Source organism: Streptomyces sp. CNX435 (assembly GCF_059570575.1).
Genome location: NZ_JCANTA010000022.1, coordinates 1 through 14,313, shown reverse-complemented (window position 1 = coordinate 14,313; position 14,313 = coordinate 1). Strand labels below are relative to the sequence as shown.

Here is a 14,313-nt window from a genome sequence, read left to right as displayed (position 1 = left end):
TCTCCCCGGCGGGACTCCGCGCCTAGCGTCCGGCGCGAACTCACAGAAACCGGAGGGGATCGTGCGCAGACTTCTGCCGCTCATAGGCTCGCCGCACCCGGGCGGTCGCTCGGCCATGACCTGTCGCTACCGCTGTGGTGACGCCTGCTTCCACGAGGTGCCGAACACCAGCGACAACGAGTACGCCGGCGACATCGTCGCCCGCGCCGTCTCCCGTCGCGGGGCGCTGCGCGCCGGTGCCGCGGTGACCGTGGTCGCGGCCGGCGCCGGAGTCGTCGGGGCCGCCGCGGCGCCGGCGGCGCCCACCGCGCCGGCCGGCACCTTCGGCCGCGGGGCCACGGCCGAAGGCGCCGGCGGGGACAGCGCCCGCGGGCTGCGCTTCGACGCCGTCGCGCCCAACACCGACGACGCCGTCACCGTCGCCGGCGGCTACGACCAGAACGTCGTCATCGCCTGGGGCGACCCCATCCTGCGCGGCGCCCCCGCCTTCGACCCGGCCCGCCAGTCGGCCGCCGCCCAGGCCGGCCAGTTCGGCTACAACAACGACTTCCTCACCCTGCTGCCGCTGCGCCACGAGCGCGACCGGGAGCTGCTGGTGGCCAACCACGAGTACACCAGCGAGCAGGTGATGTTCCCCGGCTACGACCCGGAGAACGTCACCCGCGAGCAGGCCGAGATCGGCTGGGCCGCGCACGGCATGTCCGTCGTGGCGGTCGAGGAGGGCCGCGGGGGCGGCGGCCTCCGGGCCGTACCGCGGCATCCGCTGAACCGGCGGATCACCGCAACCACCGAGTTCGAGCTGACCGGCCCGGCGGCGGGGAGCGACCTGCTCAAGACCTCCGCCGACGCGACCGGGCGGCGCGTGCTGGGCACCCTCAACAACTGTGCGGGCGGCACCACTCCGTGGGGCACGGTGCTCTCCGGCGAGGAGAACTTCAACCAGTACTTCGCCCACACCGACTCCGTCACCGACCCCGTCGCGCAGCAGCGCCTCGCGCGCTACGGCTTCTCCGGCGGCGCCTCGGAGCGCAAGTGGGAGCAGTTCGACGACCGCTTCGACGTCGTCAAGGAGCCCCACGAGCCGCACCGCTTCGGCTGGGTCGTGGAGATAGACCCGTACGACCCGGATTCCACCCCGGTCAAGCACACCGCGCTCGGCCGCTTCAAGCACGAGGGCGCCAGCATCCGGCTGACCGCCGACGGCCGCGCCGTCGCGTACTCCGGTGACGACGAGCGCTTCGACTACCTCTACAAGTTCGTCTCCGACAAGCGCATGGTGCGCGGCGACAGCCGCTGGGCGCGCGCCCACAATATGACGCTGCTGGACGAGGGCACGCTCTACGTCGCCAAGCTCACCGGCGACAGCCCGGCCGCCGAGATCGACGGCACCGGCGCGCTGCCGGCGGACGGGGAGTTCGACGGCGCCGGCGAGTGGATCAAGCTGGCCAGCGGCGACGTCTCGTACGTCGACGGCATGACCGCCGAGGAGGTCTACGTCTTCACGCGGCTCGCCGCCGACAAGGCCGGCGCGACGAAGATGGACCGCCCGGAGGACGTGGAGCCCAGCCCGAACAGCGGCAAGGTGTACGTCGCGCTGACGAACAACACAAACCGCGGCGTCGACGACTACGCCGCGGCCGACGAGGCCAACCCGCGCAACGCCAACAAGCACGGGCACGTCCTGGAGCTGACCGAGAAGCGCGACGACCCGGCGTCGACCGGCTTCGGCTGGCGGCTGTTCCTGGTCTGCGGCGACCCGGCCGACCCCTCGACGTACTTCGCGGGCTTCCCGAAGGACGAGGTCAGCCCCATCTCCTGCCCGGACAACGTCACGTTCGACCCGTACGGCAACCTGTGGATCTCCACCGACGGCAACGCGCTGGGCACCCACGACGGGCTGTTCGGCGTGGCGACGACGGGCCCGTACGAGGGCCAGGTGAAGCAGTTCCTCACGGTGCCGGTAGGCGCGGAGACGTGCGGCCCGGTGGTGCGGGAGGACCGCGTGCTGGTCGCGGTGCAGCACCCGGGCGAGATCGACGGCGCGTCGTACGAGAACCCGGGCTCGGCGTGGCCGGACGGACCGGGCAGGCCGAACCGGCCGGCGGTCGTCAACGTCTGGCGCGGCGGCGGCGGGCGCATCGGAGCCTAGGGCCTGACCGTTCTGATGCGGCCCCGATGCACCCTGACATCCCGTAACGGGACTTCGGAGGTCGCGGTACGGCCTTGAGAAGTGCCGTGACGGGAACTCCGGTTCACCGGGCGGGGCGGCTCCCGCGTGCACGTGTCGGCGTGCCGCGGGGCCGTCCGGCCCGGGTTCCCCGGTCGGGCATATTAGGTTAGCCTCACCTAAGTCACGTCGACCGAGGGGAAACCTGCCTTGGCCACCACCGCCACCACCGCCACCACCGCCCCGACCATCCGCGGCACGCTCTCCCGCCGCGGCCTGCTCACCGCCGGCGGCGCGCTCGGCCTCACCGCCCTCCTCGCCGCCTGCGGCGACGACTCCGCGAGCGGCGGCTCCGGCGGCTCCGGCGGCTCCGGCGGCTCCGGCGGAGGCTGGACGTTCACCGACGACCGCGGCAAGAAGGCCGAGGCCGACGGCCGCCCGGAGAAGATCGTCGCCTTCGTCAGCTCCGCCGCCGCGCTGTACGACTACGGCGTGACGTGCTCCGCGATCTTCGGCCCGAGCGAGCCGATCGACGGCAGGCCCAACCCGCAGGCGGGCGAGCTGGACCTGGACGAGCTGGTCAGCCTCGGCGAGGCGTGGGGCCAGTTCAACGTCGAGAAGTACGCCTCACTCGGGCCCGAGCTGCTGGTCAGCAACATGTTCCCGCCGCCCCAGCTGTGGCATGTACCGGAGGAGAGCCGCAAGAAGATCTTCGCGCTCGCTCCCACGATCGGCATCAAGGGCGCGCACACGAGCCTGCTGCAGCCGCTGAAGCGGTACGAGGAGCTGGCGGAGGCGCTCGGCGGCGACACGCGCGGCGCGCGGGCGGCGGACGACAAGAAGCGCTTCAAGGACGCCGAGAGCCGGCTGCGGTCGGTGGCGAAGGCCAAGCGCGGGATAAAGGTGCTGGCGATGACCGGCGACCAGGACAACATGTACGTCGCCGTCCCCGGCTCGTACACCGACCTGCACTACTTCCGGGACCTCGGCGTGGACGTCGTCGAGGGCAAGGGGTCCGACGGGTCGGACTTCTGGGACTTTCTGAGCTGGGAGAACACCGACAAGTACCACGCCGACCTGATCATGATCGACAACCGCACCCAGGCCATGACGCCTGAGGCGCTCGCCGAGAAGCCCACCTGGGCCCGGCTCCCCGCCGTCGAGGCCGGGCAGACGACGCCCTGGGCGATGGAGGAGCGCTACAGCTACCGGGGGTTCGCGCCGGTGCTGGAGCGGCTGGCGGACGCCATCGAGAACGCCGACAAGGTCGGCTGAGGGAGCGGCATGGCTTTCCCCGAAGACGTACGCACGGACCGCACCGGCACAGCCGCTCCGACCCTTGCGGAGCGGGTGCGCACGATCCTGGCGACCACGGGGTCGCTGACGCTGGAGGCCGACGGCTTCCGCTGCGACCTGGTGGGCCTGCACACGGCGGCCCCGGGCGGGAGCCCGGTCCCCGACCCCGGCCCCGACACCGACCCCGACACCGACCCCGACCGCGGCCCCGGCCCGGCGGCGGAACCCGGGTGGCTGCTGCGGCTGTGCCCGCCCGCGGACAGCACGCTCGCGGCCCGGGTGGCCTGCGCCCCGACCGGCGACCTGCCGGTGCGGCTGCACCTGACGGACATCGCGCCGGTGGGCGTACGGGACCGGGTACGGGCCCGGGTGACGCTCACCGGCTGGCTGGCGCCGGAGCGGGCGCAGCCGGAGGCGGACCGGCTGGTGCTGGGCTTCGAACCGGCGGAGGCGCTGGTGGTGACCGCGGGCGACGGTACGGACCCCGCGACCCCCGACGTGGCGGTCGTGGACCTGGACGAGCTGGCCGCCGCCCACCCCGACCCCCTGGCCGCCCAGGAGTCGGCGATGCTGCTGCACATGGCGGACTCGCACCGCGACGCGGTCGACGCCCTCACCCGCCTCGTCGACCCGGCGGTGCTGCACGGGGTGGTCCGCGTACACCCCCTCGCGATGGACCGCCACGGCCTCACCCTGCGCCTCGAACACCCCCGCACCCACCGCGACGTCCGCCTCCCCTTCCCCGCCCCCCTGGCCGACGCCGCCGAAGCCGGCCCGGCCGTCCAGACCCTCCTCCACGCCGCCCACCACTGCCCCCGCCGCCGCAGCCACCGCGGCGGGTAGCGGCAGCGGCAGCGGTTGATGGGCACAGGCCCAAGTGGACACGTAGTCGCGACGGTTTGTGACCGCTGGAGAGAGCTGCAGAGAGACCTCTCGGCGTCTTTCGTTTCAGGTTGCCTGCCTGGCCAGCATGTGCAGGGCCCGCACGGCAGGTGATCCGGGGTCGGCCGTGATCAGGACGACTTCCTGGTCATCCTCGGGCACGAGCAGGACGTCGCAGTCCAATCGCAGCGTGCCGGCTTCCGGGTGGTCCAGGGTCTTGGTGCGGTGTCCGGGAGCGTGGACCGGACGTGTCTGCCAGATCTGCCGGAACTCCTCGCTGCCGGCGTGCAGTTCGGCCAGCAGGGCGGTCACCTGCGGGTCGTGCGGGTAGCGGTCGGCGGCCCGGCGCAGCCGCGCCAGTCGATCACCGCGGGCCTCGTCCAGCTGGCCGTCGCGCTCTCGCGCTACCGGCTCGGTGCCCAGTGGGCGATGATCCTCAGCGGCGGGATCTCCGCCCTCGCGGGTACCAATTTCCTCGCGACGGCCGGCGAGGCGGACTCACTCACCACCATCGCCGGTTACGCGACGCTGGGCGGCGTCTTCTTCCTCATCTCAGCGGCCCGCCTCCACCGCCGCGCGCCGTGAGCACGAGCGTGGCGGCGGCGAAGGCGGCGGGGAGCGCGGCCAGGGCGAAGCCGAGGGGGAGCGGGACGCGGCCGATCAGCAGGCCGGTGCCGGCCGTGGCCGCGGCGGAGCCGGCGTTGAGGGCGGTGTTGACCCACGCGCCCGCCTTCGTACGGGTGCCGGGGGCGGCGGACTCGTCGGCGATGAGGTACGCGGTCGTGATGCCCGGTGCCACGAAGAGCCCGAAGAGTGCGGCCCCGGCCACGAGGGCGTACGGGTGCGGGGACAGCCCGGTGGCGGCGAGCAGCAGGGCCAGGGCCGCCGCGAGCACCGGCAGGCGCCGGGTGCCGGGCGAGCGCCAGCCGACGGCGCCGTAGGCGAGGCCGCCGACGGCGCTGCCGGCGGACATCGCGGCGAGGATCCAGGGCACGAGGCCGCCGGCGCCGTGCTCGTCGGCGGAGGCGACGACGAGGAGCGGGAGCGCCCCGAGGCACACCCCGACCCCGGCGGCCCCGACGGCGGCCTGCCGCATGGCGGGGTTCCCGCGCAGGACCCCGGGCGTGGGCGTGGGCGCGGGCTCGGGCGCCCGCGCGGACTCGGGCTCGGGCTCGGGCGCGGGTTCGAACTCGGGCGCGGGCTCCGGCTCGCGCGCCTTGCCCGCCGGCCGGCCGGAGCCCGTCCGGGCGCGCGTCGCCGGTGACGTGACCAGCGCCAGCGTGCCGGCGAGGATCAGCCCCGCGCCCGCCCCCAGCCCCACCGACGGCGGCGCGACACTCACCACCGCGCCGACCAGCAACGGCCCCGTCACGAGCAGCAGTTCCTCGGCGACGGAGTCGAGGCTGTACGCCCGCGGCAGCAGCCGCGCCGGCACCAGGTCGCTCCACAGCACCCGCATCACCGGCCCCAGCGGCGGCGTGAACGCCCCGGCCGCCGCCGCCGCCGCCGCACCGCCCGCACCGCCCCCCGCGGTGACGACGCCCAGCGCCGCCAGCAGCACCGCGTACACCCCCGCCATCGGCGGCAGCGCCCGCCGCGGCCCGTGCCGGTCGATGAACCCCGCCCGCACCGGCGACAGGAAGACGCTGGTGGCCCCGAAGCACGCCGCGGCGAAGCCGGCCGCGGCGTACGACCCGGTGGCCTCCCGGACGGAGAGCAGCAGCGACAGCGGGACCATCCCGTACGACAGCCGCCCCAGCAGGGCGGCGCCGAAGGTGCGGGAGGCGTGGGGGACGCGCAGCACAGCCGCGTAAGACGGCGCAGGCATGGTGGTGTTCCTCAAGAGAAGTGCGTGCATGGGCGGCGTACTGCCACGCCCGACTACGCACAGAGGAGGAACATGCGCCCGAACCTACCAGAGGCACGACGCACGCGACCGGGCCCGCCCCCTGCTCCTGGAGAGGACGGGCCCGGTCGACGGCCGGGGGCCGGCTTACTTCCGGGCGTACAGGCGCATCGTGATCGGGCCGAAGATCGCCACGATCACGCCCGCCCAGCCCAGGGTCCAGGCGATGTCCGCGCCCGCCGAGTCGCCGTGCATCAGGTCGCGGACCGCGGAGGCGAGGCGCGTGACCGGGTTGTTGTCGACGAACGCCTGCAGCCAGCCGGGCATCGTCTTCGGGTCGACGAAGATGTCGCTGAGGAACGTCAGCGGGAACATCACCATCATGCTGACGCCCATGACCGACTTCTCCGTACGGAGCAGCAGGCCGAACATCGTCCAGATCCAGGAGACCGCGAAGGAGAAGACGATCAGCAGCGCCACCCCCGCGAGCACGCCCACCACGCCGCCGTCCGGGCGGAAGCCCATGATGAGGCCGACCCCGATCATCACCACCGACGCTATGAGGTAGCGCAGCATGTCGCCCAGCAGGTAGCCGACCATCACCGCGGGGCGCCAGATCGGCAGCGTGCGGAAGCGGTCGAAGACGCCCTTGTCGATGTCGGTGTTGACGGAGATGCCGGTGTACATCGTGATCATGACGATGCTCATCACCAGGATGCCCGGCAGCAGGTACTGCAGGTAGTCCGAGGTGGAGCCGGCCAGCGCACCCCCGAAGAGGTACGTGTACATCAGCACCATCATGATCGGGAAGGCGGTGACGTCGAAGAGCTGCTCCGGCACGTGCTTGATCTTGAGCACGGCCCGCCAGCCGAAGGTCACGGAGGCGGACCACGGACTGGGCCGTGGCGGTCGCTCCTTGGCCACCAGCAGTTCCGCCAGGCTCTCGGTGGTGACCGGCGCGAGGTCTTCGGTGCGGCTCTGGGTCTCGGTCGCGGTGCTCATGCTGCTGCCTCCTGGGTCTCGGCACCGGCCGGGCGGTCGGTGAGGGCGAGGAAGACCTCGTCCAGGCTGGGCTGACCCAGCGAGAAGTTGTCGACGGTGATGTCCGCGCGGGCCAGCTCCGCCAGCGCGGCGGCGGCCTGGGCCGCGGCACCGGAGCCGTTGTCGCCGTCGCCGACGCGGGCCGTGAGTGCGACAGGGTCGGGTTCGAGCTGCACCTGGGCGCCGGTGAGGGCCGTCTCCAGGAGGGTGACCGCCTCCGCGCGCTGCGCGGCGTCGCGCAGCCGGAGGTGGACGGAGCCGGCGCCGACGGACGCCTTCAGCTCGCCCTTGGTGCCCTCGGCGATGACCTTGCCGCGGTCGATGACGGCGATACGGGAGGCGAGCTGGTCGGCCTCGTCCAGGTACTGCGTGGTGAGCAGGACGGTGGTGCCCTGGGCGACGACCGCGCGGACGATGTCCCAGACCTGGTTGCGGCTGCGCGGGTCGAGGCCGGTGGTCGGCTCGTCGAGGAACAGCAGGTCGGGGGTGTTGAGGATGGACGCGGCGATGTCGATGCGGCGCCGCATGCCGCCCGAGTACTGCTTCACCTGCTTCGCCGCCGCCTCGGTCAGGCCGAACGCCTCCAGCAGCTGCGCGGCGCGCACCCGCGCGGCGGCCGGCCGGTGCCCGAGGAGGCGGCCGAGCAGCACCAGGTTCTCGGTGCCGGTCAGGTCCTCGTCGACGGAGGCGTACTGGCCGGTGAGGCTGACCAGGGAGCGCACGTCGTTCGCGTCGCGCACGACGTCCTTGCCGAAGACCCTGGCCTCGCCGCCGTCGGGGCGCAGCAGGGTGGCGAGCATCTTGACGGTGGTGGTCTTCCCGGCGCCGTTGGGGCCGAGGACGCCGTAGACGGTGCCGCGGGGGACGACGAGGTCGACGCCGTCCACCGCGCGGGTCTCGCCGAACACCTTCACCAGTCCCGACGTCTCGATCGCCGGGCCGGACGAGTCGTTTGTCATGTCCTTCTTCTCCAAGTTCTCCAACGTTCGGTATGTGTACGGCGTCCGCTACGCCACGTACGGCCGCGCCGCGCGGGCCTCCCTGAGCGCGAGACCCCACCAGGTGAGCTGGTCCAGCAGGGCGCCGGCGGCGCGTACCAGCCCGTCCGAGTAGATGGACCCCCCGGCCGGGAATTTCTCATCGGTGAAGCGCAGGTCTATTCCGACGGAGTCCCGCACGGTCACCGTGTGCAGTTCGGTGAAGACCGAACGCAGCTGCTCCACCGCGTGCACGCCGTCGCAGCCGAAGCCGTACGACACGAAGCCCACCGGTTTCGCGTGCCACTCGTCGTAGCACACGTCGATGGCCTGTTTGAGCTTCGCGGGGAAGCTGCGGTTGCACTCGGGGGTGACGACGACGAAGCCCTCCGCCCACGCCAGCTCCGCGGTGAACGAGTGCATGGGCCCGGTCGGGTGCTCCGGGTAGCACACCGGGAGGTCGTAGTCCGCGAGGTCGAGGACGCTCAGCGCCACGTCGCCCCGCTCGCCGGCCAGCTCGTCGAGCCAGTGCGCGACGCCCGGGGGGCGGCAGTCGGCCTCGGCCGGGCCGCCCAGGATGCACGCGACGCGCAGCGGCGCGGGCGCACGGGACGTACCAGACGTACCGAACGCACCGGATGTGCCGGATGTGCCGGACGCACCCCGCTCGCCGGACTCGCCGTTCCGCATCGGACACCTCCCGGGTCTCGGCCGCGCCGGGCGGTGCGCCCGGGCCGTACACCCTTCAGGCGCCAGAAGCCGGCAAGCGCCCGCTAGATCCGATCTAGCGGGCCTGGCGGGTCTGGCGGGCCGCACGACGGCGTCATGTCCGGGTCGTCCACTGTTCACCCGGCGCTAACCGAAGCCGCCCCGCATGGCCGACTGCCGCCAGTTCGATACAGGACCTGAGTTATGTCCGTATCGATCAGCGGAGAGCAGGAGAGCCAGTGAGCACGAAGCAGACGAAGCGGACCGCAGCCCGCCTGGGCGCCCTCCTCCTCGCCCCGGCCGTCGTCGCCACCCTCGTCTCCTGCGGCGGCGAGAGCGAGGCGAGCGCCGGTGACGAGGACTCCGGGCGACTCACCGGGACGGTCCTGATCGACGGCTCCAGCACGGTCGAGCCGCTGACGAAGCTCGCCGGGGAGAGCTTCGGCCGCCGGGAGGGCGGGGTACGGGTCAAGGTCGAGGCGTCCGGCACCGGCGGCGGGTTCGACAGGTTCTGCGCCGGCGAGACGGACATCTCCGACGCCTCCCGGCCGATCAACGACTTCGAGACGGAGACCTGCGCCAACTGGGACGTGCCGTACCGGGAGCTGACCATCGCCAACGACGCGCTCACCGTCGTCGTCCCGAAGGCCAACGACTGGGTGGACTGCCTCACCACCGACCAGCTCAAGCGCATCTGGGAGCCCGGCTCCGAGCTGACCAGCTGGGCGGAGGTCGACCCCGCGTTCCCGGACGAGCCGCTGCAGCTCTACGGGCCGGACACCGACTCGGGCACCTTCGACTACTTCACCGAGGCCGTCAACGGCGAGGAGAAGGCGTCCCGCTCCGACTTCACCCCGAGCAGCGACGACAACGCGCTCGTCAAGGGCGTCGCGGAGCACTCCGGCGGGCTCGGCTACTTCGGCTTCACCTACTTCGACGAGAACCGCGACAAGCTGCGCGCGCTGGAGGTCGACGGCGGCGACGGCTGCGTCGCGCCCAGCACGGCGTCCGTCCAGGACGGCTCGTACAAGCCGCTGGCCCGGCCGCTGTTCATCTACCCCTCGGCGAAGGCGCTGGAGCGCCCCGAGGTGGAGGCGTTCGTCGAGTTCTACGTGGCCAGCCACACGGACTTCGCCGAGGAGGCCGGCTACATCCCGCTCAGCGAGGCGCAGGAGAACAAGCTGCGGCGCGACCTGGAGCGGCTGAAGAAGCACCGCGACCGGCCCGGCGGCGCGGGTGACACCGGCGGCGACGCGGGCGGCTCGGGCGGCCTCTGAGGCGGATGGTGCGGCGCTCGGCGGCGTGGATCATGCGTTCATAACGGACCGATAACGGCATCACGCACTCCTGTTCCGATGTTCACCTTCGGTTAACCGCCACCACCCGATCGAGTCCTCCGGCATGGAATTTCATGAGACGCGACGAAGGGGGTGGTGACCGACCGATGGACACACCGGCGATACCCGGCCAGCGAAACGGACAGGGACATGTCCTGCTGCTCGCCGATCCGGACGAACAGGTGGCTCACGATCTGGCGGAGCACCTGTCGGGCCATCAGGTGAAGGTCGTCTTCTGCTCGGACGGGGCGGAGGCGCTCCTCCAGGTCGGCCTGCAGTCCCCCGACGCCGTACTGGTCAGCGCCAAGCTGCCGCTCGTCCCCGGCGCCCGGGTGGTCGAGGTGCTGCGGCGCCGCAGCGCCACGCCCGTCATCATCGGCGTCGGCCCCGACGACGCGGAGGACGCCGTCGAGGCGCTCACCGCGGGGGCCAGCGCCTGCGTCGCCCGCCCGTACCGGCCGTACGAGGTCCTGAAGATGCTCGGCGTCGCCAGCCCGGCGACGTACGACGTGGACCAGACGGTCGTCTCCGGGCCGTACAGCGTCAACCCCGCCACCTTCGAGGCCCGCGTCGACGGCCGGCTGGTGCAGCTGCCGCTGCGCGAGTTCAAGCTGCTGCACCTGCTGGTGGCCAACTCCGAGAAGGTCGTCACCCGCGACCAGATCAGCGCCGAGCTGTGGGGTGGCAGCGCGCCGAAGTCCAACACGATCGCCGTGCACATCCGTCGGCTGCGCGACCGCATCGGGGACAACCCGCACGATCCCCGCATCATCCTCACCGTCCGCAACGTCGGCTACCGCTTCGTGCCGCCGGCCGCGGACCCCACTTAGACCCCACAACTGACGTTTGTCTCGATTTGTTATCAAGCCGCCTCTGGAGTGCGGCCGTAGGAAGGAAAGTCCCAAGTGAAGTCTCAGCGCAAGATCCGGTACCGCGCCGCCGCAGGCGTTCTCGCCCTCTCCAGTGCCCTCGTCCTCTCGGCGTGCGGCTCGGACGACAACTCGGACTCCGGCGACGACAAGGCCGGGAGCGGTGGCGACAGCCCCGCCGCCGCCGGCGACATCACGTGCGGCGGCAGCGGCGAGCTGCTCGCCTCGGGCTCCAGTGCCCAGGACAACGCCGTGCAGCAGTGGGTCGCCGACTACCAGGCCGCCTGCCCCGATGTGACGGTCAACTACAAGCCGGTCGGCTCCGGCGCCGGCATCGAGGAGTTCCTCAACGGCCAGACGGCGTTCGCCGGCTCCGACTCCGCGCTGGAGCCGGAGGAGCTGGCGAAGTCCAAGGACGTCTGCTCCGGCGGGCAGGGCATCAACCTGCCGATGGTCGGCGGCCCGGTCGCCATCGCGTACCACCTGGAGGGCGTGGACGAGCTGGTGCTCGACGCCGAGACCCTGGCGAACGTCTTCAACGGCGAGATCAGCAACTGGAACGACGAGGCCATCGCCAAGCTGAACCCCGACGCCGAACTGCCGGACACCAAGATCCAGCCCGTGCACCGCTCGGACGAGTCCGGCACCACCGAGAACCTTGCCGCCTACCTCAACACCGCCGCCAAGGACGCCTGGCCGCACGAGCCCGACAAGAAGTGGCCGATCGAGGGCGGCCAGGCCGCCAGCGGCTCGGCCGGGGTGTCCTCGCAGGTGAAGCAGACCGACGGCGCCATCTCGTACATGGAGATCTCGCACGCCGAGTCCAACGACCTGACCACCGTCAAGCTGGACACCGGTGCCGCCGAGCCGGTCGAGGCCACCGTGGAGAACGCCTCCGCGGCCATCGCCGCCGGCAAGCGGGTCGGTGAGGCCCCCGACATGGCGCTGGAGCTGGACTACGCGACCAAGGTCGACGGCGCGTACCCGATCACGCTGGTGACGTACGAGATCGCGTGCGACAAGGGCAACAAGCCGGAGTCCCTGGACGCGGTGAAGTCCTTCCTCGGCTACACCGCCAGCGAGGCCGGCCAGCAGTCGATCGTCGAGGTCGGCTACGCCCCGCTGCCCGCGGACATGGCGGCCGAGGTCGCCAAGACCGTCGGCAGCCTGTCCTGACCTGTCCTGAACGCCCACCGCCGGCCGGCGAACCAACCCGTCCGGCCGGCGGGGGGGCCATCCGGTGCACCGCCGCCGGGACGCGGGCGCGGACCGCGCCTCGCCCCACACCAGACCGGAGATTCACGTATGACTGCTCCACCCAAAGACATAGAAACCCCCGCCCCACCGCCATCCCAGGCCCTGCTGTCGGACGGCAAGGGCGGCAGCTCCCGCCGCGGCGACAAGATCTTCTCGGGCCTGTCGAAGGGGTCCGGGATCACGCTGCTGCTGATCATGGCCGCGATCGCCGCGTTCCTGGCGTACCGCGCGTCCCTCGCCCTCGCGGACAACGAGGGCAACTTCCTCACCACCTTCGAGTGGGACGCCAACGCCATCCCGCCGAAGTTCGGCATCGCCGTGCTGGCCTTCGGCACGGTCGTCTCGTCGATCGTCGCGATGGTCATCGCGGTGCCGATCGCGGTCGGCATCGCCCTGTTCATCACCCACTACGCGCCACGGAAGCTGGCCACGCCCCTCGCGTACGTCATCGACCTGCTGGCCGCCGTCCCGTCCATCGTCTACGGCCTGTGGGGCGCCCTGTTCCTCGTCCCGCACCTGGTCGGCACGTACGAGTGGCTGGACCGGTACCTCGGCTGGACCGTCGTGCTGTCCTTCGACGGGACCGCGCCGCGCTCGCTGATGACCGCGGGCATCCTGCTGGCCGTGATGATCCTGCCGATCATCACGAACGTCAGCCGCGAGGTCTTCGCGCAGACCCCCCGCCTCCAGGAGGAGGCCGCGCTGGCGCTGGGCGCCACCCGCTGGGAGGTCATCCGCACCACCGTGATCCCGTTCGGCCGCTCCGGCGTCATCTCCGCCTCGATGCTGGGCCTGGGGCGGGCGCTGGGCGAGACGATGGCGGTGGCCACGGTGCTGTCGCCGTCGGCGCTGCTGTCGGCGGAGATCCTCCAGGCGGGCGGCGGTACGTTCGCGCAGAACATCGCCGCGTCGTTCGGCGAGTCCGGGCAGTTCGGGCGGGACGCGCTGATCGCCTCCGGCCTGGTCCTGTTCGTCATCACGCTGCTGGTCAACGGCGCCGCCCGGCTGATCATCGCGCGGCGCAAGGAGTACTCGGGGGCCAACGCATGAGCGACGCACGCGCGGCTGCCCAGCCGCACCCGACGACGTTGACCGCACCTCCCGCCGCGCGGGCGACTGCGACATCAGCCGCATCCGCGGCGGGGCGAATGATCGGGGGGGAAGCATGAGCGCGCAGACCATCGCCGACAAGGTCGAGCCGGTCGACCGGCTCGGCATCCAGCAGCCGCGGCTGCCGCGCTGGGCACCGCTGGGCATCGCCGCCGGCGCCGCCGTCGTGGGCTCGCTGATCGGCGTGCTCGCCGACCTCGGCAACCGCATCCAGTGGGGCCTGATCGCGGCGATCCTCTTCGTCGTCGGCCAGTACGTCATCTCGACGGTGGTCGAGGGCGGCCGGCAGGCGAAGGACCGGCTGGCGACCGCCCTGGTGTGGATGGCGTTCCTGCTGGCCGTGATCCCGCTGGCGTCGCTGATCTGGGAGACCGTCAGCAAGGGCATCGGGGTCACCGACGGCCACTTCCTCACCCACTCGATGAGCGGCGTGGTCAACATCTCCCCCGGCGGCGGCGTCTATCACGCGCTGATGGGCACCATCGAGCAGGTGCTGATCGCCACGTTGATCGCCACCCCGATCGGGCTGCTGACCGCCGTCTACCTGGTGGAGTACGGCCGCGGGCCGCTGGCGAAGGCGGTGACGTTCTTCGTCGACGTGATGACCGGCATTCCGTCGATCGTCGCCGGCCTGTTCGTCCTCAGCCTGTGGATCATGATCCTGGACTTCGGCTACTCCGGCTTCGCCGGCGCACTGGCGCTGGCGATCCTGATGATGCCCGTGGTCGTACGCTCCACCGAGGAGATGCTCAAGCTCGTACCCAACGAGCTGCGCGAGGCGTCGTACGCCCTGGGCGTACCGAAGTGGAAGACGATCCTCAAG

General features: G+C 72.0%; 13 protein-coding genes and 1 pseudogene. 9 read left to right on the top strand and 5 right to left on the bottom strand.

Annotated features, from left to right (window positions below; genetic code table 11):
• Positions 1–61: 61 nt before the first annotated feature.
• From T328_RS28285 to T328_RS28275, 3 genes are all read left to right on the top strand, one after another.
• Positions 62–2,149, top strand: a complete 2,088-nt coding sequence (locus T328_RS28285; protein WP_496499033.1) for a PhoX family protein — start codon at positions 62–64, stop codon at positions 2,147–2,149.
• 228 nt (positions 2,150–2,377) lie between these two features.
• Positions 2,378–3,442, top strand: a complete 1,065-nt coding sequence (locus T328_RS28280) for an ABC transporter substrate-binding protein (protein WP_496499032.1) — start codon at positions 2,378–2,380, stop codon at positions 3,440–3,442.
• Between the two features lie 9 nt (positions 3,443–3,451).
• Complete coding sequence (locus T328_RS28275; protein ID WP_496499031.1) at positions 3,452–4,306, top strand: DUF2470 domain-containing protein; 855 nt, start codon at positions 3,452–3,454, stop codon at positions 4,304–4,306.
• A 105-nt stretch (positions 4,307–4,411) separates the two neighbouring features.
• Here the strand turns inward: T328_RS28275 and T328_RS28270 are convergent.
• Positions 4,412–4,705, bottom strand: a pseudogene (locus T328_RS28270) (MmyB family transcriptional regulator); the annotation flags it as partial.
• Here T328_RS28270 and T328_RS28265 point away from each other — a divergent pair.
• The gene (locus tag T328_RS28265; protein ID WP_496499030.1) at positions 4,667–4,930 is read left to right on the top strand and encodes a hypothetical protein; all 264 of its coding nucleotides are present in this window, start codon (positions 4,667–4,669) and stop codon (positions 4,928–4,930) included. The pseudogene T328_RS28270 and the gene T328_RS28265 overlap by 39 nt on opposite strands.
• On the opposite strand, the gene T328_RS28260 is transcribed toward T328_RS28265, so the two are convergent.
• The 4 genes from T328_RS28260 to T328_RS28245 form a co-directional block, all read right to left on the bottom strand.
• The gene (locus T328_RS28260; RefSeq protein ID WP_496499029.1) at positions 4,893–6,173 is read right to left on the bottom strand and encodes an MFS transporter; all 1,281 of its coding nucleotides are present in this window, start codon (positions 6,171–6,173) and stop codon (positions 4,893–4,895) included. The two genes, T328_RS28265 and T328_RS28260, sit on opposite strands and share 38 nt — an antisense overlap.
• A gap of 165 nt (positions 6,174–6,338) precedes the next feature.
• Entirely contained in the window at positions 6,339–7,193 is an 855-nt protein-coding gene (locus T328_RS28255) for an ABC transporter permease (protein ID WP_496499028.1), read from the bottom strand.
• The gene (locus tag T328_RS28250; protein ID WP_496499027.1) at positions 7,190–8,191 is read right to left on the bottom strand and encodes an ATP-binding cassette domain-containing protein; all 1,002 of its coding nucleotides are present in this window, start codon (positions 8,189–8,191) and stop codon (positions 7,190–7,192) included. The genes T328_RS28255 and T328_RS28250 overlap by 4 nt, the downstream gene beginning before the upstream one ends.
• 48 nt (positions 8,192–8,239) lie before the next feature.
• Entirely contained in the window at positions 8,240–8,899 is a 660-nt protein-coding gene (locus T328_RS28245; protein WP_496499026.1) for an NADPH-dependent FMN reductase, read from the bottom strand.
• Between the two features lie 257 nt (positions 8,900–9,156).
• On the opposite strand from T328_RS28245, the gene T328_RS28240 reads away from it, so the two are divergent.
• From T328_RS28240 to pstA, 5 genes are all read left to right on the top strand, one after another.
• Positions 9,157–10,194: a PstS family phosphate ABC transporter substrate-binding protein gene (locus T328_RS28240; RefSeq protein WP_496499025.1), complete on the top strand. Its 1,038-nt coding sequence runs from the start codon at positions 9,157–9,159 to the stop codon at positions 10,192–10,194.
• A gap of 167 nt (positions 10,195–10,361) precedes the next feature.
• On the top strand, positions 10,362–11,084 hold the full coding sequence (locus T328_RS28235) for a response regulator transcription factor (RefSeq protein WP_496499024.1): 723 nt from the start codon (positions 10,362–10,364) through the stop codon (positions 11,082–11,084).
• Between the two features lie 75 nt (positions 11,085–11,159).
• A complete protein-coding gene (pstS, locus tag T328_RS28230) occupies positions 11,160–12,299 on the top strand; it encodes a phosphate ABC transporter substrate-binding protein PstS (RefSeq protein WP_496499023.1) in 1,140 nt (379 codons plus the stop codon).
• 129 nt (positions 12,300–12,428) lie between these two features.
• A complete protein-coding gene (gene pstC / locus T328_RS28225) occupies positions 12,429–13,430 on the top strand; it encodes a phosphate ABC transporter permease subunit PstC (RefSeq protein ID WP_496499022.1) in 1,002 nt (333 codons plus the stop codon).
• Positions 13,431–13,545: 115 nt separating this feature from the next.
• Positions 13,546–14,313 (top strand): phosphate ABC transporter permease PstA (gene pstA, locus T328_RS28220; protein WP_496499021.1); only part of this gene is annotated, 768 nt, incomplete at its 3' end.

Bases quoted from the DNA above. Each gene is read 5' to 3' on its own strand.
- T328_RS28275 (WP_496499031.1), top strand. From the start codon at position 3,452: ATGGCTTTCCCCGAAGACGTACGCACGGACCGCACCGGCACAGCCGCT.
- T328_RS28260 (WP_496499029.1), bottom strand. From the start codon at position 6,173: ATGCCTGCGCCGTCTTACGCGGCTGTGCTGCGCGTCCCCCACGCCTCC.
- T328_RS28255 (WP_496499028.1), bottom strand. From the start codon at position 7,193: ATGAGCACCGCGACCGAGACCCAGAGCCGCACCGAAGACCTCGCGCCG.
- T328_RS28250 (WP_496499027.1), bottom strand. From the start codon at position 8,191: ATGACAAACGACTCGTCCGGCCCGGCGATCGAGACGTCGGGACTGGTG.
- T328_RS28245 (WP_496499026.1), bottom strand. From the start codon at position 8,899: ATGCGGAACGGCGAGTCCGGCGAGCGGGGTGCGTCCGGCACATCCGGC.
- T328_RS28235 (WP_496499024.1), top strand. From the start codon at position 10,362: ATGGACACACCGGCGATACCCGGCCAGCGAAACGGACAGGGACATGTC.
- pstC (WP_496499022.1), top strand. From the start codon at position 12,429: ATGACTGCTCCACCCAAAGACATAGAAACCCCCGCCCCACCGCCATCC.